Source organism: Chitinophaga sp. CF418 (assembly GCF_900142925.1).
Taxonomy (GTDB): domain Bacteria; phylum Bacteroidota; class Bacteroidia; order Chitinophagales; family Chitinophagaceae; genus Chitinophaga.
This window is the reverse complement of the sequence record NZ_FRCN01000011.1, coordinates 49,867-71,695: the sequence shown is the minus strand read 5'-3', so window position 1 is coordinate 71,695 and position 21,829 is coordinate 49,867. Positions and strand designations below refer to the sequence as shown.

Sequence of the window (21,829 nt, the reverse complement as noted above, 5' to 3'; positions counted from 1 at the left end):
AGTATTTTATGAAAGCAGTCAGGAATATGTGTAAAGGGATCGTTGTTGTTTGCATCGGCTTTTGGTCCATGCAGGCAACAGCGCAGCAGAAGTCTTCTGTGAAGATCGCCGTGATGGCGTCTCCGGCAGAAGATTCGATCATGCTGCGTTGGGCGCCGGTAAATACTGATTATTGGCGGAATGCCAATGTGCAGGGGTATATGGTGAAGCGCTATACCATCTTAAGAGATGGTAAAATGTTGCCCCAGCCGGAAGAGAAGGTACTAACGACTCAGCCCTTAAAACCACTTGCCCTGCCTCAATGGGAGAAAGTGGTCAATGCAGACGAGCGTTGGGGAGCTATTGCCGCACAGGCCTTGTACGGAAAGGATTTCAGTATCAATGCTTCGGGTGCTGCGGGCAATAATGTAATGGCGCTCTATCAGAAATCTACTGAGCAGGAAAACCGGTATAGCTTCGCATTATTTGCAGCAGATCAGTCCTGGCTGGTGGCGAAAGCCTCCGCGCTGGCTTTTGTAGATAAGGATACCCGGAAGAATGAGAAATATCTATATCGCATTTTCATATCTGGTATTACAGGCGATACAGGCTATGTATATACCGGCGCTGCCGACAAACGGCCATTGCCTGCTCCCCGTGATCTGCGTGCTGAAAAAACAACAAAGGCAGTGATGTTAAGCTGGGATAAAGTGCTGTTCAGTAACCTGTATAATGCATTTGTATTAGAACGGTCAGACGATAATGGAAAGACTTTCCGTGCTGTTACAAAAGAACCAATTATCAATACAGATAAAGCAGAGAATAAAGAACCACAGCAGCGGATGTTCTATATCGATACTGTACCTAAACCCGGTGAGCCGAAGGTATACCGGGTGCGTGGTATCACTCCCTTTGGCCAGATAGGTGCAGCGTCTGATACCATTCACACTACAGTGATGGAAGAGATGAATGCCCATCCTTCTATTACCGGAACAGCTATCATGAACACAGGTGTGCTGATCAAATGGACGATGCCTCCTGCTCCTGTAAAACTGAAAGGTTTTGATATTGAACGTAGCAGCGCGCTGAAAAAAACATACACGAAGATCAATAAACAGCTATTGTCTGATAAGGACAGTGTGTTCATGGATAATCAGCCTTTGCGCTCCAACTACTACCGGATAAGGGCCTATACTGCGGACGGACGCTCAACAGTGTCTTTCGCACAATTCGTACAACTGCTTGACAGTGTGCCGCCGGCAGCGCCAGATAGCTTATCGGGTCTGATCAGCGATTCAGGTATTGTATCATTGAAATGGAAAGCGAATACGGAAGAAGATATGTATGGTTACCGTGTTTTCAGGGCGAATGGACCGGATGAAGAGTTTGTACAGGTAACAAGAGCGCCTGTGAAAACAAATGCATTTACAGATACGATCACTGTGAAGACGCTGACCAAATACGTCTATTACAAGCTCGTGGCGCTTGACGGGCATTATAATCCATCTGAGTTTTCCGCGGTATTAAAGTTGAAAAGACCTGATGTAGTACCGCCTGTGCCGCCTGTATTTACAGATGCGCATACAGATCAGCAGGGTGTTTTTCTGCAATGGCAGCCCAGCACCAGTGAAGATGTGGTATTGCATAAGGTGATGCGTGCTGTGGACACTGCATGGCAGGAAATAGCTGTCTTTAAAAATGCAGACAGCATTCGCCAATACACAGATACTTCCGCAAAAAAAGGTGTGAAATATAATTATGTCATTGCAGCAATTGATGACAGTGGCCTGAAGGGGATGTCTAAAACACTTGCGCTGCAACGTCTTGATATGGGAACATTGGAGGGTGATAAGACGCTGAAAGCGATGATTGATCGTGATAACAAGCATATCCAGCTGAAGTGGAAAAGAGCGGAAGGCACTACCCGCATCTGGGTATATCGTTCTGCCGAGGGAGGCCCGATGCGTTTATTCAAAACGTTGGATGGGAATGTACAGGAGTTTATTGATACAGACCTGTTGGTTAATACAGTATATCGTTATAAGGTAAAGTTGCAACGTCAGAGCGATGGTGCATCCTTATTTACGGAAGAAATAACAGTTAATTATTAGTTCGTTATTTATGTTAAAGCATAAAGTATTTATAGTATTCATTGGTTTGTTCCTGCTGCCGGCTTTTGTCTTTGCACAGACAACTATTTATAAGATCTGGTATAGCGCAAGTGTTTCCATGCCAGGGGGCTGCGCAAATAACAATATCAGCGGTTTTATCGTAATAGGAAGTGTCTTCCCAGCATATAGTAAGAACTGGGGAGGAAGTGATGGATTCTGGGAGGGTGAGGAGTATAATATTTATTCCATATCAAAGCCCACAGAGATCAATTTGGGTGGACATACTGGAAACTCTCCAAACTTTATAGAGGATGGTTTCGGTGGTGGCAGCGCCTCCTATTCCATTGAAGCGGTAAGTTGTCCGAGGCTTAGCTCTACCATGTCGGCCGCTTATTCATCTTTTAAGGTGGTAATATCTTCTGATAATTCAAAAGTACTCTATTGTCAGTCGGAAAAAGTTACGTTAAGCTTACCGGAAACACCCTCCTCCGTTGACTGGTATATACAGCCTGATGGTGGAAGTAAAGTATTATACAGGACGGGAGGAAAGTCCCTGGAAGTGAAGTATGATGAAGTGGCAGCTTTTATGACAGCAAGAGGTGTAAATCCTATCAGGACTAACTTTAATTTCTCTGCAGTAGCCACATATAATGGCTTTACAGTAGATGTGCCAGCTTCAACTCCTATCGCCTATGAGAAGGATTTGCCAAAACCGGGTAGCGTAAGTGCAGAAGCACCTAAATGTTACGGACAAAATGGGTTCATTCACTTTACAGATATCCGTACACCTTCAGGTGCTGTGTTTACTGGTAGTCCGGCGTTTTATATTAAACTGGACAATGGAGTAACCGTTACAAATGTGTTGATAGATAAAGCGAATGTTGATGTAGCAGTACCTCCGGGACGGTATGACGCCGCAGCGGTTGAATTTGCTGGTTCTACGGAGAGTTCGGCGTGCGTCTGGAAAAGTCCCAGTCAAATAGTGATAGATCCTGCTCTGCAGATCATTCCTGTTACGAGTATTTCATGTTATAATGGCGCGCCGGCAGTGACGTTGAGCGCATCAGGAGGTAAGGCGCCTTATCAGTTCAGTATTGGCAGTATAGTGAATCCGGCCGACAACCTGTTTACAGGATTGACGCCGGGTACTGCATATACCGCTGTGGTGACAGATGCGAATGCCTGTAGCGTAAATAAAACAGTGACCATGTTAGCGGCAGTTACAGTCAGCAATGGCGCTATTGTAGCGCCTTCAGGCGGTGCCGCAAATGGTAGTGTAACACTCGTTGCGGGTGGTGGTAGTGGTGCGCCTTATATGTATTCAAAAGATGGTACTAACTGGCAGACCGGCGCTACTTTTGCCGGGCTGGGAGCTGGTACCTATCGTTTTTATTCGAAAGATAATGCAGGATGTATTTCAGCTACTCCGCTGAATATTACTTTGCAGGCGCTTGATTTTACTATGACAACTACAGCTGCTTCCTGTTCTGATGTAGCAGACGGTGTGATCAGGGTAACTGTGACAGGAGGAGCGCCGCCTTATTCTTATAAACTAAACAGTGATGCTTATCGCGCAAGTGCACCGGTGTTCAGCTTCCTGAGCGGTGGTACATATACTGTATGGGTACGTGATGCGAATGGTGTTGAGTTAAACAAACCGGCAACGGTGTCTGCTCCGCCAGCAATGACGATCACCAAAGTCACTGCAACAGATGCAATATGCCGCGATATGAACAACGGAACTATTACGGTAACTGCATCAGGCGGTAATGGTGCTTATACTTATTATATCAACAATGCACTGCCACAGACAACTAATGTGTTTACTGTTGCGGCAGGTACCTATACCATGCGTGTAGATGATAGCAAAGGTTGTACGGTAAACGCAACGCCTGTTACTGTTAGTCAGCCGGCACTGAAAGTAGCTGTCAGCACAACAGTCACAGATGTGGCCTGCTATAATACGCCTACGGGTATTATTAACGTTAGCGGTTTGAATGGCACTGCTCCTTATACATTTAACATTGATGGCGGTGCATGGCAAAGTGTTACAAAATTCACGGTAGGCGCAGACACATATACTATCGCTGTGAAAGATGCGAAAGGTTGTGAGAACAGCGTATCAGGTGTAAAAGTTAATACTCCGGCCCAGCTCACATTGCAGCAGGATGTAGTTACACCGGTAAGCTGTTACGGATATACAGATGGTCAGGTCAGGGTAATCGCAACCGGAGGAACAGGTACCATCCGTTATTATATCAATACTGCGCCTTTGGTAGCTACTGCCGGTACCTTTACTGGTTTAACTGCCGGCACTTATACCATCACTGCAAAAGATGATAACAATTGTACTACTACTATTAACGTGACGGTAACACAACCGACACAGATCGATGCACAGGCGGTAGCTACAGACGCACGCTGCTTCGGACAATCCAATGGTAGTGTACGCGTGAATAATGTAACAGGTGGCAATGGCGGATATACCTTCGCTATCGACAATATCGCGTTTGGTACTTCGCCACAGTTTGATAATCTGCCTGCGAATAACTATACCATCTACATCAAGGACCAGAAAGGTTGCCGGGGACAGGAAACAGCAGTGGTATCACAATTATCTGCTGTTGATTTTACCATGACCGGATCTGATGCATTGTGTAATGCTGGTGCTACCGGTGAACTCAGGATCACAGCCAGCGGTGGTACGAATACTTATACCTATTCTGTGGATGGCGCCGTATTTGGTACTTCACCAGTTATAACAGCTCTTACAGCCGGTAACAGGACCATTACTGTGAAAGACGGTAATGGTTGCCAGTTGTCCAAATCATGGTTGACGGAAGAACCTTCTGCACTGTTGTTATCAGCTACCAGTATTGGCAAAGTGAGCTGCTTTGGCGGCAATAATGGCAGCATTACAGTAAAGGCTACAGGCGGAACAGTACCTTACACCTATGCTATCAATAGCGGTGGATTCCAGGCTACGGGTTTGTTTGAGAACCTGAGAGCAGGTGTTTACAACCTCACTGTAAAAGATGGTCATGGTTGTACCACCACCATCCAGGAAACAGTTACTGAATTCAGTAAAATGGATATCGACATCACCACTAAAACAGATGTGCTTTGTGCCGGTGCATCTACAGGCGCTATCAGTCTTATTGCGAAAGGTGGTGCGGGTACATATGCCTACAACTTCAACAATGCCGGTTATCAGTCTGAAAGCAACTGGTCAGGTCTGCCAGCAGGTAATTATCCACTGATAGTGAAAGATCAGAATGGCTGTGAGCAGTCTTTCTCTTTACCTATAGTAGATCTTTATGCGCCATTGTCAGTGGACCTGGTATCCAATCCTCCGGCCAGCTGCGATGATAAGGGTTCTATTGTAATAAGGGCTACAAATGGAGGTTTGACGCCATATGCATATAGCCTCGATGACTTAAATTATACTTCAGCCACTACTTTTGATCAGTTGTTGAACGGCGATTATACCGTGTATATAAAAGATGCCAATGGCTGTATCATTACCAGGGTATTGTCGCCTTATGGTCCTGTTACTATCAGAGGTGTTGTTACACCCTCTGCGGTGTCCTGTAAGAACGGCACTAATGGTAGTCTGACAGTATCTGGTGTGACAGGTGGCAACAGCAATTATGAATATTCCCTGGATGGTACCATTTTCCAGTCATCCCCGGTGTTTACAGGCCTTAAAGCAGGTGCTTATACAGTGCATGTACGCGATGTTCCTTACAGCTGTCATATCGTGATCAGCAGCGGTATCACTGAGCCTGCACTGCTGGAGCCGGTGCTGACGGACAAGAAGCTGGTAAAATGTTTTGGTGAGAAGAATGGTGCACTGACGCTTACAGCGAGAGGAGGTGTGGGTACTTATGAATGGTCTATTGATGGTGTAAATTATCAATCTACTGGTGTATTTGATCAGTTAGGCGCTGGCAACTACACTGGTTATGTAAGAGACAGGAATGCCTGTATCAGCCAGTTACCGGTAACTATCAGTCAGCCGGATGCCCTGGCGGCACGTATAAGCGCACAGCAGGCGCCTGGTTGTTATGGTGAAACTAATGGTAAGATTGAATTGGTGGCGACTGGTGGTACACTACCTTATAGTTATCAATTAAACAGCAGTGTGCAGACATTACCTGCCTTTACGGGCTTGGCGCACGGACATTATGCAATGAAAGTGACCGATGCCAATGCTTGTAATGTGTCTTTCTCAACAGACCTTGTGCAGCCGGAGTTGTTTACCTTATCGTTGGTTACAAAGGATGATGTACAATGTTTTGGCCGTTCAGAAGGCCGTATTGAAGTAGCTGCTGCTGGTGGAACCGCTGCTTACAGTTTCTCCCTCAATAATCTGCCTGCGCAGTCCGGTCCTGTGTTTGAACACCTGCCGGCAGGCGATTACCTCTTACTTGCAACAGACGCGCATGGTTGTAAGGCGAATATATCTGAACGCATATCACAACCTACCCTGCTGACGTTCAGTAAGGAAGTGAAGCAACCAGTATGTAGTTATTCCGCAGATGCCAGCATTGCTGTTGCTATGAATGGAGGAACACTGCCATATAGTTATAATTGGTCTAACGGCGCCATAATGCCCCGCATAGACAAACTGGAAGGAGGTATTTACAGTGTGACGATGACAGATGCGCATGGTTGTGAACTGACAGATCAGACGGTGATCATTCAGCCGGAAGAAATAAAGATCGACCTGGGCTTCCGTGATACGGTACTGTGTGTAGGTCAACAATTGCACCTGAGCGCCGGTAATCCGGGTAAACAATACCTGTGGCAGTCTGATGCCGGTTTCAATGCTACCACGCAACAGGTAACAATAGGAGAGGGCGGTAATTACACCCTGACTGTGACCAATGAAGTAGGCTGCTTTGCGAAAGCTGCGTTCTCGCTGCAAACATCCCTGGAAGCATTGACCACGGAGTTCCTGGTGTCCAGCTACAATGCCGTGGGCGACACAGTGGTGATCATGGATGTATCCCGTCCCAAGCCATCCCGTCTGGAATGGACATTGCCAATAGCAGGCCGCGACGCAGGAAGTAATGCCGATGGCAGCATCCGTCTGCTCATCTTCGATAAGCCGGGCACCTACGATATTGGCTTGCTGGCAAGACTTGGTGAATGTGCTTCATCCATACAAAAGAGCATTACCATATTGCCGCGTGATGAACAGGGCAATATCGACAGCCTGCTTGGATACAGGGAGAAGCTGATAAAAGAGATCATCGTATCTCCAAATCCGGCTTCCACACAATATAAAGTAGATATCCGCCTCACTAAACAGGCGGCGGTCAATGTAAGGGTGATCAGCTTTAACAATGGTCAGATCGTTGATATGAAGCAGTCATCAGGATCGGATACTTACCAGTTATCTTTTGATGCGGAACGCCTGCAACAGGGCATTTACCTGATAGGAGTGCAGGTCGGGGATGAATACCAGGTGAAGAAATTATTAAAATTATAAACCGGGAAAAGGGGGCTCAGAGAACAAAGAGCCCCCTTTTTTATGTCTGGTACTAATTCTTTGAAGGTATTCCCAAAAAATACTGCACCTTTGCGCCGCCCTCTAAAAAAATGAAGGGTTGGAATTAAAGATTATTATTGCTACCTTAAGGCACTTTATAGGCGCATATGTCGTACAGCATATTGGAGGACAATGAATTAATGGACAAGGTCAGGCTTTCTGACGGGAAGGCCTTTGACGAGATTTACCGTCGTTATTGGCGTAAATTATACGCTTTATCCTTGTACCACCTGAGAGACAGCAACGCTGCTGAAGATATAGTACAGGAGATCTTCGCGAGCCTATGGGCTTCCCGCGAAAGATCTGAGATCAAACATCTGTATACTTACCTGGCTACTGCCACCAAATATTCCATTTTCCATTATTTTGCCCAGCCGGCCAGGAACACAGGTTCCCTGGAAGAGCTGCATGTTCTGGCAGCAGAACAGAGTACTGCCGATACACGCCTGCTGGAAGAAGAGATCCGGCGGGAAATAGATCGCCTGCCTGAAAAATGCCGGCTGGTATACCGCTATAGCCGGGAAGAGGGCCTTGCCAACAAAACGATCTCCGAAAAACTGAATATCTCCACCAAAGCCGTGGAAAAGCACATGACCCGGGCGCTCCGCCAGTTAAGGGTCCAGTTTAAGCATATGCTGATGTTATTATTGTTCTGAATCGTTCTCCGGGAAAAATATTTTTATCATGAGGTAGGGTAGCCTGCTTTTTCTTACACTATTATATTGGATACAGTTTGCTGTGATCTGGTCACGGAGTTTTTTTTATCTGCATTTACTATCAAATTATGACTAAAGAGCAGCTAACTGACTTAACTGCAAAATACCTGGATGGCACCGCGACAGCGAGAGAAAGGAAACTCATCGAACAGTGGTATTATTCCTTTGAAGACAGGGAACTGGTGGTAGAGCTGCCGGCAGGAGAAAGTGAGTATGAGCTGGAAAGCAGGATGAAAGCGAGGATCGATGAGCTGAATGCACAGGAAAGCCGCCGGAAGCGCATATTTATGCAAGTAAAGCCTTACCGGATGGTAGCAGCCGTCTTCCTGGTGCTCACTGCCACCTTACTATCTGTATTTTTCAGTGGTCGTCAGGTATATAATGCACAACAACAGCCCCGTTTTGTTGTTCTTAAAGATGGCAGCAGGGTGTGGCTCAACTCGGCTACGAAGCTGGTTTATACAGATTTTCCATTTATGGGAGAACGCCGGCTTAGCCTGACAGGGGAGGCCTATTTTGATGTAGCAAGCGACCCGGACAAACCGTTCATCATCCAGTCGGGCAATATGGTGACACAGGTACTGGGAACTGCCTTTAATATAAAAGCATATCCCGACGAACCATTCGCCATTACAGTGACGAAGGGGAAAGTAAAGTTAGAGGACAAAAAGACCAAAACCGTTACCTTTTTAACGCCAAATAAACAGGTAAAATATGCGAGCCAGCAGCCACCGGTATTAGTAGCTGTAAAAGCCGATGTGGCCTATTCCTGGACAAAGGGACAACTCGAATTTTACGATCAGTCATTTGAAGAAATTGCCAGGACTATCAACCGAAAATACAATGTGAACATAGTTTTTGCCAACAAGTCATTGGAACAGTGCATGATCACCGCCACTTTTGAGAAAGAATCGCCGGTTTCACGTGTGATAGAGCTGTTATGTAAGATCAACAATGCGACCTATACCTTTAGTGCGGACAGTAGTACTATTACTTTGGAAGGAAAAGGATGTCAGTAATAAGTGGGGAAGATTGTCATATAACTTGTCATGGAAACTTGTCATAAAGACTTGTCACAGAATTAAGGAAGCGTACCAAAATATCAGGACATCATATGCTAAAAATGACAAACAGCACGTAGCATAAATAAAACGTCCCTGCAAAAGAAAATACAGGGAGCGTTTTATGGCAGGGTATTTCATGTCGCCAAACCTGCATACCCTGGCCTGGATTCATCATTTTATAACAACAAATCGTATTAAAGTTATGAAAAAAACAGCGTATACACGGAAGACGTGTATTCAATACTTATTATTCCTCATGCGATGTTCGGCTTATATATTGGTATTTTTCTATACCTTTTCGCTTTCGCTGTTCGCCAAGAGCACTGAAGGTCAGGATATTAAGGAGGTAAAGATCAATCTCGTAGCCAGCAAAATGAAGCTGGAAACGGTCCTGGAGAGGATCCAGCAGATCACGCCTTTCCGTTTTGTCTACAATTCGTCCCAGATTAAAGCTGCAGGGCCTGTGAGCATCAATGCCAGCAATACTTCTGTGGAGAAAATACTGCTTCAGTTACTGGAGCCCAATGATCTGAACTTTGAACAGAATAAGACACAGATCATTATTACCCGCAAATTTGAAACACCTGGGTTCAATCTTAGCCTGGCCGGTGTAATACCTGCTGTGGCGGCAGATACCTCCATTACAGTACGTGGAAAGGTGAAGGATGACAAAGGTCAGCCCCTGATCGGTGTGACCGTAAGTGTAAAGGGAAAGAACCGGGGTGTTGCAACAGACGCCAATGGTAACTTTATACTTAAAGTAGATCATACAGACTCCCTGGTGTTTAAAACCATCGGTTTCGCCAGCGTGACTGCAAGTGCTACCGGCAACCTGGACAACATCACATTAACGACTGCTACTACCAGTCTGACCGACGTTGTAGTAGTGGGTTATGGTGTGCAGACCCGCCGCGACCTCACCGGCGCTATCTCTACTGTAAAAGGAGCTGATATCAAAAACCTGCCTGTGAGTGATGCTGCCCAGGCTATACAGGGCCGTGTGGCTGGTGTGGACATCGTTCGTTCCGATGGATCTCCCGGTACTACTCCCAGCATCCGTATACGTGGTACAGGTACGATCAATAACTCAGAACCACTGATCATTATAGACGGGGTACCTGCTCCCAACCTGACTGGTTTAAGTGATATCAACAATAATGATATCGCCTCCATGGAAGTACTGAAAGATGCGTCTTCCTCCGCTATCTACGGTACCCGTGCGGCAAATGGTGTGATCATCATTACTACCAAAAAAGGATCTTACAATGAGAAATTAAATACCAACGTAAACATCTACCGTGGTATTTCCAATGTAAACCGTTATATACCATTACTGACCGCTCCTGATCTGGTGAAACTGAAACAGGAACGTTATACCAATGATGGTCTCAGCGTGCCTTCATTCTGGCAGGACCCATACTATGCAGTACAGCGTACAGACTGGCAGAAGGCATTGTTCAATACAGGACATGTGACCAATGCAGACGTTTCCATCAAAGGTGGTAGCGCTTATTCCAACTACCTGTTCTCCATGGGTTATTATGATGAAAAAGGTCTGATCACCAATACCTATTTCAAAAGATATACTGTGCGCATCAATTCTGAGCACCGTATCAACAGTCGCCTGAAAGTAGGAGAGAACCTGCAGCTGACTGCCCGTAAAGGCAACTCACTGGATACCTATTCTTCCCAGACAGGTCTGATCTTCAGCGCACTGCGTTTCAATCCTGCTATACCAGTGAAGGATGATATGGGTAACTATGGTTCTGCACAGGCAAACAATGAACTGGGCGATATCAACAACCCTGTGTATACCGCAGAAACAACAGAAGCCTGGACCAAGAACTATCGTATACTGGCCAATGCCTTTGCTGAAGTAGAGATCATCAAAGACCTGAAACTGCGTTTGAACTATGCGTTTGATGGTACACTGAGCAACTCTTTCAACTTCCTGCCTAAAACATTAACACAGGTACGTACCCGTGACGATGCGGAATTAACACAGGCGAATACCAGCACCAGCACTCACCTGGGAGAGGCATTCCTGTCTTATAATAAAACAATTGCCAGAGACCATCAGCTCAGCCTGACCGGTGGTATTTCCTACCAGAAATACAGTGGCAGCTACTACAGCGCACAGCGTAATGGTTTCGATGATGAATCGCCTTATGTACTGGTGCTGGACAACGGTAGCATTGTTTACAACGCTGCCGGTAACTACTATGCTACCAACATCCTGGCATCAGGATTTGCAAGAGGTTTTTACAGCTATAAAGGTAAATACCTGCTGACTGCTACTATGCGTGCGGATGGTTCTTCCAGGTTTGCAGAAGGCAACCGCTGGGGTTACTTCCCGGCTGTGTCTGTGGGCTGGCGTATATCTGACGAGAACTTCTTCAAGGATAATGTACACTTCATGAACAACCTGAAAGTAACTGGTGGATGGGGTGTACTGGGTAACCAGAACGTAACTGAATTCCAGTACCTGGCTACCATCATCAAGAATCGTAAGTACAATTTCGGCGATCAGCCGTTTACAGGTATCTGGAACTCCAGCCTGGCAAACCCTAACATTACCTGGGAAAAGGCGCATATGACCAACATCAGTGCAGAACTTGGATTCCTGAATAACGCATTGAATGCAACCATCTCTTACTTCGATAAGAACACGATCGACATGCTGGTGCCTGCTGCAAAACCAGACCTGCATGGTACTTCCGTTGTGCCTGATGAGAATATCGGTAAACTGAACAACCACGGATGGGAATTTGAAGTTTCTTACCAGGGTGGTAAAAAAGCATTTACCTACAACATTGCGGCAAATGCTACCGTTATCAGGAACAAGGTAACAAGACTGTACTCTGCCAATACTTACATTGGTTCCAGCAGCTACGGCCGTCAGAACCAGGAGATCTCACGTACTTATGAAGGACAGCCTATCGCTTCTTTCTATGGCTGGAAAACAGCCGGTTTATATCAGAACCAGGCACAGATCGACAGCGATCCTTATATCGCTAAAGATGGCAGAAAGGATAACATCAAACCAGGTGATGTGCGCTTTGTCGATGTGAATGGCGATGGTGCTATTACTGAAGCCGACAGGGTATACCTGGGCGATCCTAATCCGCGTCTCCAATACGGTCTGCAGGCCGGCGCCAACTACAAAGGATTTGACCTGAGCCTGTCCTTTACAGGTGTAGCAGGTGTGAAATTGTACAATGCTGATAAAATGCAGGGGCTGGATCCAACCTATTCCTATAATTACTATGCAGAAGAACTGCAGCGCTGGCATGGTGAAGGTACCAGCAACAGTGTACCACGCATGACGTTAAGTGATAATAACGGTAACTACCGTACGTCAGACAGGTTTATTGAAAGTGGCAATTATTTTACGCTCCGTAATGCAGCATTGGGATATACCATTCCTTCCCGCTTATGGGGTAGCAAGTCTTCTACAAACATCCGTGTATATGTAGCAGGCCAGAACATGTTCATCATCACCAATTATTCCGGTCTGAATCCTGCACTGGGTTATACAGACGGTAATAAACAGAGAGGTGTGGACGTAGCCACTTACCCACAGGCAAGAAGTTTCACCGCAGGTGCTTCAATGAATTTCTAAGCTTCATTTAACTAATGGATCATGACAACACGTATTCACAATAAGTTTTTAATAATAGCTGCGGGCCTGTTACTGTCCATGTCTTCATGCGACAGCATCCTGGACGTAACGCCGAAAGGCACTTATACAACCGCCACTTACTGGCGTTCACAATCTGATGCAGTCAACGGTATCACTGGTATCTACAACGTACTGCTGGAAGAAGACTTCACAGGACATGCCGAATTTACTTTTGATGACCCTTCTGATGATCAGTACCGTGCAGGTGACCACTCTGAAGATGTGGCCATTGAGAACCTTACTTATGATGCAGCCAATGCACAGGTAAGATTTGGCTGGAAATGGAAATACGAAATGATCAACCGTGCGAACAGTGCGCTGATGTATATTCCGAAGATCGAAGGCATGGATGAAACCATCAAGAACCGTTGCCTGGGTGAAGCCCGTTTCCTGCGTGCATTCGCTTACTGGCGCCTGCTGTTGGTATATGGAGAAGCACCTGTGGTTACTGAAGACGATGTAGCGCAGAGCAACTATGTGAAACCGAAAGTAAGTGCTGACAGTCTCCGTGCTATCATTCAGTCAGACCTGCTGGCTGCAGCCGATCTTTTACCGGCTAAGAATGAGGGTTCTGACAGAGGACGTGCATCCAAAGGTTCTGCCTGGGGACTGCTGTGTAAACTGTACATGTACTGGGATAAACTGGATCAGGCGCTCATCTATGGTGAGAAAGTACTGACCAGCGGCAATTATAATCTTGCGCCTACTTATGTAGCGAACTTCACACCTGAGACCAGCAACAACGATGAAATGCTGTTTGCTGTACAGACCAGCGATACCTGGGGCTATTCAGACTTTACCACCTACTATACTCCGCGCGAATGGAACGGATGGAACTTCCATCAGCCATTGCAGGGACTGGTAGATGAGTTTGAACCCGGAGATGTGCGTAAAGCAGTATCTATCATGTCGCCTGGTGACAAGATCAATATTGGTTCCAGCATTGCTACCTATAGTGCTGATATGTCTGAAACCGGTTATCACTTCCATAAGTTCTCTTACTGGAAACCCAACGGTGGTCTGAACTATTCACTGAAATATCCACTGTTAAGAACAGCTGATATTGCCCTGCTGGTAGCAGAAGCAAAGATCCGTACGCAGGGTGTTGGCGCTGGTGATAATGAGATCAACATGGTACGTAAAAGAACAGGCCTGGCAGATGTAAGCGGCGCAGGTATGGCTGCTATCATCCACGAGCGCCGCTGTGAGCTGAGTGGTGAAAATGAGCGCCACCAGGACCTGATGCGTTGGGATAAAGCTGGTCTGATCGATATCACTACCTATTACAACAAACCCAAGTATGGAAAGGGTGGTAATGTGCTGGTATCCGCACGTACATTTATCCGTCCTAAACATTATTACTTCCCACTGCCACAGTCTGAAATAGACAGGAGTAATGGTGTACTGATCCAGAATGAAAACTATAAATAGCATTTCATAAATTTATACCGGAGATGGCTGCACTATTTCAGCCATCTCCTTTAAAGTAATTTTCCTTCATGCAATTGAAAAGAATCATTGTTGCCTTATTGGTGGGCGGTCTGAGTGTGCCAGCCATGGCGCAGTTAAATAAGACAGCCACGGAAGCATTTTTGAAAAGGATCGTTAAAGACAGGGCTGCTGCTTTTACCTTTGAATACCTGGCTGCAGACAGTGGCAGGGATGTATTTGAGATAGAGAGTAAGGCAGGGCATATCGTACTACGGGGTAACAATGGCGTTAGCATTGCATCTGCATTGAACTATTACCTGAAGAATTATTGTAACAGCAGCATTACCTGGAATGGCAGTAACCTGCAATTGCCGGTGAAATTGCCAACAGTGACGGAGAAAGTGCATCATGCCACTCCTTACAAGTATCGTTATTATATCAATTACTGTACGTTTAACTACAGTATGTGCTGGTGGAACTGGGAAAGATGGCAACAGGAAATTGACTGGATGGCGATGAATGGTATTAACATGCCATTGGCGCTTACCGGTGAAGAAGCCATCTGGCAGGAAGTGTATAAGGAGATGGGATTCACGGATGCTGAGCTGGATAAATTCTTCAGCGGCCCGGCTTATTTCTCCTGGTTGTGGATGGGAAATATCGATGCCTGGGGCGGTCCTCTTCCGCAACACTGGAAGGACAGTCATAAGGCTTTGCAGCAAAAGATACTGGCGGCGGAACGCAACATGGGTATGATGCCCGTATTACCAGCCTTTACAGGGCATGTACCGCCGGCTTTCAAAGATAAATTCCCTGGTGAGACGGTGAAGAAAACCAACTGGGATGCGGGATTTCCGGATGTTTACATCCTCGACCCCGGTAGCCCGATGTTTGATAAGATCGGTAAACGTTTCATTGAGGTACAGACAAAGGCATTTGGTACAGACCATTTTTATTCTGCAGATACTTTTAATGAGAATGTACCGCCATCTAATGATTCCAGTTTCCTGGATGCGATGAGCAAAAAAGTATTTGCTTCCATGGCATCAGCAGATCCAAAAGCGGTGTGGGTAATGCAGGGATGGATGTTCCATTATAACGCAAGTTACTGGCATCCAACGCAGATCAGCGCCTTGCTGAAGGCGGTTCCTGATGATAATATGATAGTACTGGACCTGTACAGTGAAAGTCACCCGGTATGGTATAACACAAACGCATACTACGGAAAGCCGTGGATATGGAATATGTTACATAACTTTGGGGGAAATACCGGTATGTGGGGAGGAATGGATTCAGTGGCACATAACCCTGCCGCTGCACTACATAATCCTGCTTCCGGTAAAATGGCGGGTATAGGTCTTACGCCAGAAGGCATTGAACAGAATCCGGCTTTATATCATCTGATGCTGGACAATGTATGGCGCGACCAGCCGCTGAACGTGGACGAATGGCTGAAAACCTATGCCGGACGACGTTACAATACACATAATGAGTTGATAGACCAGGCCTGGCAGATACTGTATCATACGGTGTACAGTGGCGGCCCAACGGAAGGAGCACCTGAGTCTATTATCGTAGCCCGTCCTACACTGGACATTGCGGCGGACAGGGTGAAAACGAAGCTCAATTATGATCCGGCGAAACTGGTACCTGCCTGGGACTTGTTTGTAAAGGCTATTCCGCAGGTAAAACCTACAGCCGGATTTAGGTATGACCTGGTAGATCTTACAAGACAGGTATTGGGCAACTATGCCAGCCCATTACAGCAGAAAGTTGCTACGGCCTATCAGCAGAAGGACCTGGCTGCTTTTCAGCAATACAGCAAACAGTTCTTAGCATTGCTGGATGATATGGATACCTTACTGGGTACCCAGGAGGGCTTCCTGCTGGGCAAATGGGTAAGCGATGCGCGCGCCAATGGTATCACCGACGCGGAGCGTAACCTGTATGAGTTCAATGCGAAAGACCTGGTAACGCTGTGGGGTGATAAGGATAGTCCGCTGCATGAGTATTCCAATCGCCAGTGGAACGGTCTCATTAAAGGCTTTTATAAGCCCCGTTGGGAGCAGTTCTTTAAATTGCTTGAGTCCAGCCTGCAAAGCGGTAAAACGGCCGATTTAACGGCTTTTGAAACGCAGGTAAGGGCATTTGAGTGGAAATGGGTGAACAGTCATGATAAATATGCTGCACAGCCTAAGGGAGATGCGGTGAAGACAGTGGCAAGACTGTACGGAAAATATAGAAAAATGATCTGATCATCATAAGCTATTGTGGCCGGGCGATCGTGAGACGTCGACTCGGTTGCATGTTGGGCCTCCCTTTACTCCGGGGGCCCTTTTTTTATGTATCTAAAAGACTCCGTAGGAGCGTTGTGTTTGCAGTAAATTCTTTTTTCAGAAAATACAGCTGATGGGGAATTTCAATAGTCTGATACAGGTCGAACCCTGATCTTTGATACCAGTTGACATTCCGCGGCACAGATGTTTCCAGCAGGATAGGATGCTTTACAGCGATCGCATGATCGATGACGGCGTCAAGTAATACTGCGCCTTTATGCTGATTTTGCTGCGAGGGTAAAACGCCGATAAACCATAGGTATACGTAGCTTTCATAAGGGTATTTTTCCCTGATCTTTTTTTGTCTTTTCAGGAGGGAAGGTAGCATGGAAATGCCGGGCCCACGGAATGTGCACAGCAGGCTTTGCCATATGGAGCGGAGATTCGTTACCTCCTGCCAGGAATAGAGCACTAATGCACATCCATCGTGGGAATGATTAATAAATATTGTTCCTGAAGTATAACATTGCTCAAATGCATAGGCCATGAGGGCCCTGATCCTGTAAGCCCGCCGGGCGTCTTGCGGGATAACGGCATTGACGCTGATGTTGCTGTCGAAAGACGCAGACAGGATGTCGATGATTAGTTTTTTATCGTTGTAAGTGGCTGTTCTCATCAGGAGAAAGTTGTTGGTTATCAGGGCCCAATTTTACTTAAAAAGTTCAGAGATCTTTCAAAATACAGTGTTTTTCTATCAATTGCTGAACATCATTCCCATACCTGGGAGTATAACCGAGATTTATTTCTTGCTGGAGGTCTTCACAGGCTTTGTCTGTTTCTTTCATAGCGAGATATACCAATGCTCTGTTCCTGTAGGCGTAGGAATTCGCCGGGTACAGTTTAATAGAATGCTGAATGTCCTTCAAAGCATTCTTAAGATCATTCATTTTATACTTTGCATATCCCATATTATTATACGCAAGTGGATCATCGGGTGATAATTCGATCACCCTGCTGAACTGTTTAATCGCTTTTTTATAATCGCCCACATCCATATAACGGAATCCAAGGTTACCGATAGCTGAAACTTCATTCGGGGCCAGACGAATGGCCTTTTCCAGGTACATGATGGCCTCTTGCAACTTACCCTGATCATCGAGCACACCGCCCAGACTTACCAAGGCCTGCACATTGGTTGAATCAAAATCGAGTACCATTTTATAGTCCTCATAGGCAGCCTGGAAATCTCTTTTCATCTTCCTGGCATTTCCTCTGTTGCAGATAAGCCCGTATTTCAAGGTGTCATTGTTTATATATTTTATCGCCTTATTGTAGTCTTCAATACTTTCATCCGGCATCTGCATAAGATAAAAAATATGCGCCCGGTGATAATAAAACAAGGGATTTTGGGGCGCCAATAAAATCGCTGCGCTGAAATTAAACAGAGCAGTGTCCCCTATTTGCTTTTGCATGTATAAACTCCCTCTGAGATCAAAATATTCTGCATTGGTGTTATTGATACTGATCAGTTGATTTACGACATCTAACGCCTCATCATATTTTTTGGCCTCAACAAGAGTTTCGATCTGACCTAACAGAATGGAATCTGCCTGATGATTATTTAGCTGCGCAACAGAAGATAAGGTCATCATGAGCAGCAACGGGAGTATAATAAATTTCATATATAAGGATGAATATTATGCTAATATATAATGTTTTGGCAGACTTTGTTATTCAGCGTGTTGTACTAAGACAACTTGCCCGTCTGAACGACTCTCCTTGTTTGAGACTCGTTACAGGTTCGTTTGAGATGGCTTTATCTTACGTTGATCTTACGTTCATGAACGTAAGATCAACGTAAGATGGACATAGGAGAAACGAAGCTCAAAGCCATCTCAAACGAATCTCAAAGCCGTCTAAAACGGACGCCGGGTACTAAACTGGAACAATGGTTTGAAAACCAGTATGATGCCGAACTATGGCAGATCATCCCTTAAAAGATATATGCTTGTTACGTATCCGGAAAAGGAGAATTGCGGGAAATACGCTTTTCCGGATACGCATACGTTGTTTGAATATTTGAAGTCGATTATTTAGTATCTTCGGTGCCGTTTTTGATCCCAATTATGACCGAGATTGTTTTATGACCCAGAGATTTTTGAAAAGCCCCAAAATTCCTGTACGCAACCAGCAAAGTGATTCCAAAGAACCATTTTTCTCCAGGCAGGGAGAAGAGCATTCCGAACAACAGGATTCGCCTACTTTTTTTTCGCCGAAGGTGCAGCGAAAACCGGTGGAGGCTGAAACGGATGATCCGTTGGAGAAGGAGGCAGACCAGGTGGCGGATAAAGTAGCAGGTACAAAAGGCCCCATTGCCGCTACGCCGGATGATAGTATTCAGCGTAAGGGCGCAGGATTGCAGGCAAGCATTCAACGAAAACCAGGAGATGGAGAAGACTGGCAAAGCTATCCGATACAGATCCCTCCGGGAACGGCGTCGAAACAGGAATTCCACCGCTATGCAGAGCTGATCATATTCCACAAAGTACTGAACCTGGACTGGCAAGGCACAGGGACAGCAGAGATCTATCAGAACATTAGTCAGCATATCGGCAAAACGATCCTGTTCAAAGTGCCTAAGTCGATGCTTACGCAATACGGCGTTGCAGAAAAAGCAGATGGCGCCGGAGATGCGGAATACAAGCAACTGGATAAAGATAGCAGGGATGCTATCAATGAAGAGACGGATAAGCAGTATTATCAGAGTACCGGTATAGCGCCGGGTAGCAAAATAAAGCCTGGTGAAAAAGGCCGGGCTGCTGTGTGGAATGATCTGCGGAATCAGTTGATGCAGCAGCGGAAAACACTGAATGATCTGCCTCCGGCTATCAAGGCGTTCCTGCAATCAGATCAGACATTCGTGCCTGCTAACTACGGAAAGCTGAGTGAAATAGCTGCCTTACTGAGCCAGTTTACTGCGGCTGATTTCGAGGATTATAAAAGTAAGGTCAATTTAGAAACGACGGATCTTGATGCATTGAAGCAGTCTATTGCTGCTTACATGGCAGCCAGGCAGGAGCGGCGCAAGGCAGGCGGGGAGCGGGAATCCCTCAAGACGAAATTATTCGGACTGGAGGAGTTGTATAAGAGATACAGGCAGTTCAAAAAGAGAGGAGCCTTGCCTCCTTCCAGGGATGAATTTGGTGTACATGATCCCAATTATGATTATTTCAGAGAGGCGGAGGAAAATGAAAGAGAGCGTTTAACAGCATCTCTCAAAGCGTATGGTTTTAAGAGCCTTGACGAGTTTGGAAAGTATGTAGATAATTATGAAGCTGCTTTCAGAAAAGAGACCATTGCGATAGCCGGTGATCACCTGCAACGTTACAGGCATGTATTGTTTCAGGAAGAGAAGAAGCTGGCAGACGATGCTTATATAACCAGGTTATTTACAGAGATTTCCCAATCAGGTGCCAGCAAACACTATGATGAGGCCAGCAGCAAAGGGATGCAGGCTGTAATGGCTTTGGGTACAAAGGATAACGTTTCCGATGCGCAGCTGAAAAGGCAGATGAGACTGAATGAGGAAGCTGGTGCTGCACATGCAGCAGGCACCCAGGTGATGCAGCAACTACCTTCTGCAAGTCCGCTCATGAAAGAAGACACGTTCAGAAATGAAGAGCTGTCGCGCGTGAAGAGTAAGGAGGAACTGAGAAAGCTGTTGCAGGATTATATAGATAAGAAGAAGGAAAGCATTGATGAGACCTGGGCAGATATAAACGCCAATCCGGATCGTGTGTATGAGCTGGACAAATTGATCGGAGCTTCCATACAGATGCAGGACATTACGGACAGCAGCATCTATGACCTGATCATCAAAGATAAGATCAAAGATCTGGGAAGTGCCAGGATATTGAAAGCTGTTTGTTTCGTAGTGATTGGCATCGCATTGGCTGTTGCTTCATTTGGTACAGGTATACCTGCTTTGCTGGCGGCTGGTGGCTCATTGGCGTTAAGCGCTTATGCGGTCAAAGAGGAGATTGAGAAATACAAGCTGGATGTCAGTGCACATGATGTAGAACTATTGACAAAAGAGCCATCGCTGACCTGGGTAGTGTTGGCTATAGTGGGGGCAGGAGCCGATGCTGCAGCACTGGCAGCGGCATTTAAGGCAGCCGGCCCTATTGCCAAAGCAACAGCAGCATTCAATGAAAGCAAGGATGTGGTGACGCTTGAAAAGTCGCTGGCGCAATTGACGGAATTGGATGCGAAGATCAGGCAGAATATCATCCGCGCAGCAAAAGCAGATGCGGCACTGCAGGAATCTGTAGACAAATTCATGGCTATAGGGAGTCGCTTGAATGACATCACCAGTACGGCGGAAGCGCTTCCAAGGCTGACGGTCATTGCCTATGAAGCCATAAAAAAGGGTATTAACAGCTTTGAGAAATTTCTGCTTGACCGGAATCTTAAAAAGCTGCTGAGAGATGCGAAGGACTTGTCGCCGGATGAACTGAATATACTCAAGGAGGCATTTGAAAAGGCCGGCAAGGCAACTGAGGAGGAAATAAAAGCCATGAACAAGGTGGTGAGACGGGCAGACCTCACGGTAGAAAATAAGCAGACGGCGAAAGAAATTATGGAAGAGGTAGGTGCAGAAGGTAAGTTCAAAAAGGCTTCTAATTATCATGGCGACAGTACGCATAATATGAAGGATGAGGTGGTGCAGAAAATTATATCAAACCCTGATGCGATATATGAAACCAGGAATGGGGAAAGGCTGATCTACCTTAAAGATGGTGATATTGTAGTAATGGAAGCTACAAAAAGCGCCAGGGGTAACGTGATAACCGCATATGGAAAATCGGGAGTAAAAGGAGAAAGTGGCGCTACAGCATTAGGTGGTAAAGCGGAAGATGCGGGAGAAGCTGTAACAGACCTGATAATAACGGAAGGAAAAATACCGGCGAAAAAAGGATTTATTCCTCCGGCAACAAAAATATATCCATAATT

Annotated in this window: 11 protein-coding genes; 9 read left to right on the top strand and 2 right to left on the bottom strand. The window is 45.9% G+C overall.

Annotated features, from left to right (window positions below; translation table 11 throughout):
- Nucleotides 1-8: 8 nt before the first annotated feature.
- The 7 genes from F3I09_RS22995 to F3I09_RS22965 all read left to right on the top strand — a co-directional run bounded on the left by F3I09_RS22995 (nt 9) and on the right by F3I09_RS22965 (nt 16,795).
- Nucleotides 9-2,090: a hypothetical protein gene (locus tag F3I09_RS22995; RefSeq protein WP_149697402.1), complete on the top strand. Its 2,082-nt coding sequence runs from the start codon at nt 9-11 to the stop codon at nt 2,088-2,090.
- Between the two features lie 10 nt (nt 2,091-2,100).
- Nucleotides 2,101-7,587 carry a T9SS type A sorting domain-containing protein gene (locus F3I09_RS22990; protein ID WP_149697401.1) on the top strand — a complete coding sequence of 1,829 codons (5,487 nt, stop codon included), beginning with the start codon at nt 2,101-2,103 and terminating at the stop codon, nt 7,585-7,587.
- Between the two features lie 167 nt (nt 7,588-7,754).
- Complete coding sequence (locus tag F3I09_RS22985; protein ID WP_149697400.1) at nt 7,755-8,303, top strand: sigma-70 family RNA polymerase sigma factor; 549 nt, start codon at nt 7,755-7,757, stop codon at nt 8,301-8,303.
- Nucleotides 8,304-8,431: 128 nt separating this feature from the next.
- The gene (locus tag F3I09_RS22980) at nt 8,432-9,382 is read left to right on the top strand and encodes a FecR family protein (RefSeq protein WP_149697399.1); all 951 of its coding nucleotides are present in this window, start codon (nt 8,432-8,434) and stop codon (nt 9,380-9,382) included.
- Between the two features lie 301 nt (nt 9,383-9,683).
- Nucleotides 9,684-13,049, top strand: a complete 3,366-nt coding sequence (locus F3I09_RS22975) for a TonB-dependent receptor (RefSeq protein WP_188133925.1) — start codon at nt 9,684-9,686, stop codon at nt 13,047-13,049.
- A gap of 21 nt (nt 13,050-13,070) precedes the next feature.
- Nucleotides 13,071-14,540 carry a RagB/SusD family nutrient uptake outer membrane protein gene (locus F3I09_RS22970; protein ID WP_149697397.1) on the top strand — a complete coding sequence of 490 codons (1,470 nt, stop codon included), beginning with the start codon at nt 13,071-13,073 and terminating at the stop codon, nt 14,538-14,540.
- 68 nt (nt 14,541-14,608) lie between these two features.
- Nucleotides 14,609-16,795: an alpha-N-acetylglucosaminidase gene (locus F3I09_RS22965; protein WP_149697396.1), complete on the top strand. Its 2,187-nt coding sequence runs from the start codon at nt 14,609-14,611 to the stop codon at nt 16,793-16,795.
- Between the two features lie 85 nt (nt 16,796-16,880).
- On the opposite strand, the gene F3I09_RS22960 is transcribed toward F3I09_RS22965, so the two are convergent.
- Together F3I09_RS22960 and F3I09_RS22955 are read right to left on the bottom strand one after the other, a co-directional pair.
- The gene (locus F3I09_RS22960) at nt 16,881-17,492 is read right to left on the bottom strand and encodes a GNAT family N-acetyltransferase (protein WP_149697395.1); all 612 of its coding nucleotides are present in this window, start codon (nt 17,490-17,492) and stop codon (nt 16,881-16,883) included.
- Nucleotides 17,493-17,538: 46 nt separating this feature from the next.
- Nucleotides 17,539-18,498, bottom strand: coding sequence for a tetratricopeptide repeat protein (locus F3I09_RS22955; protein WP_149697394.1), 960 nt, complete (start codon nt 18,496-18,498; stop codon nt 17,539-17,541).
- A gap of 180 nt (nt 18,499-18,678) precedes the next feature.
- Here F3I09_RS22955 and F3I09_RS34630 point away from each other — a divergent pair, with 180 nt between their 5' ends.
- Complete coding sequence (locus F3I09_RS34630) at nt 18,679-18,813, top strand: hypothetical protein (RefSeq protein WP_255479933.1); 135 nt, start codon at nt 18,679-18,681, stop codon at nt 18,811-18,813.
- A 146-nt stretch (nt 18,814-18,959) separates the two neighbouring features.
- Nucleotides 18,960-21,827, top strand: a complete 2,868-nt coding sequence (locus F3I09_RS22950) for a hypothetical protein (RefSeq protein ID WP_149697393.1) — start codon at nt 18,960-18,962, stop codon at nt 21,825-21,827.
- The last annotated feature ends 2 nt before the right edge of the window (nt 21,828-21,829 follow it).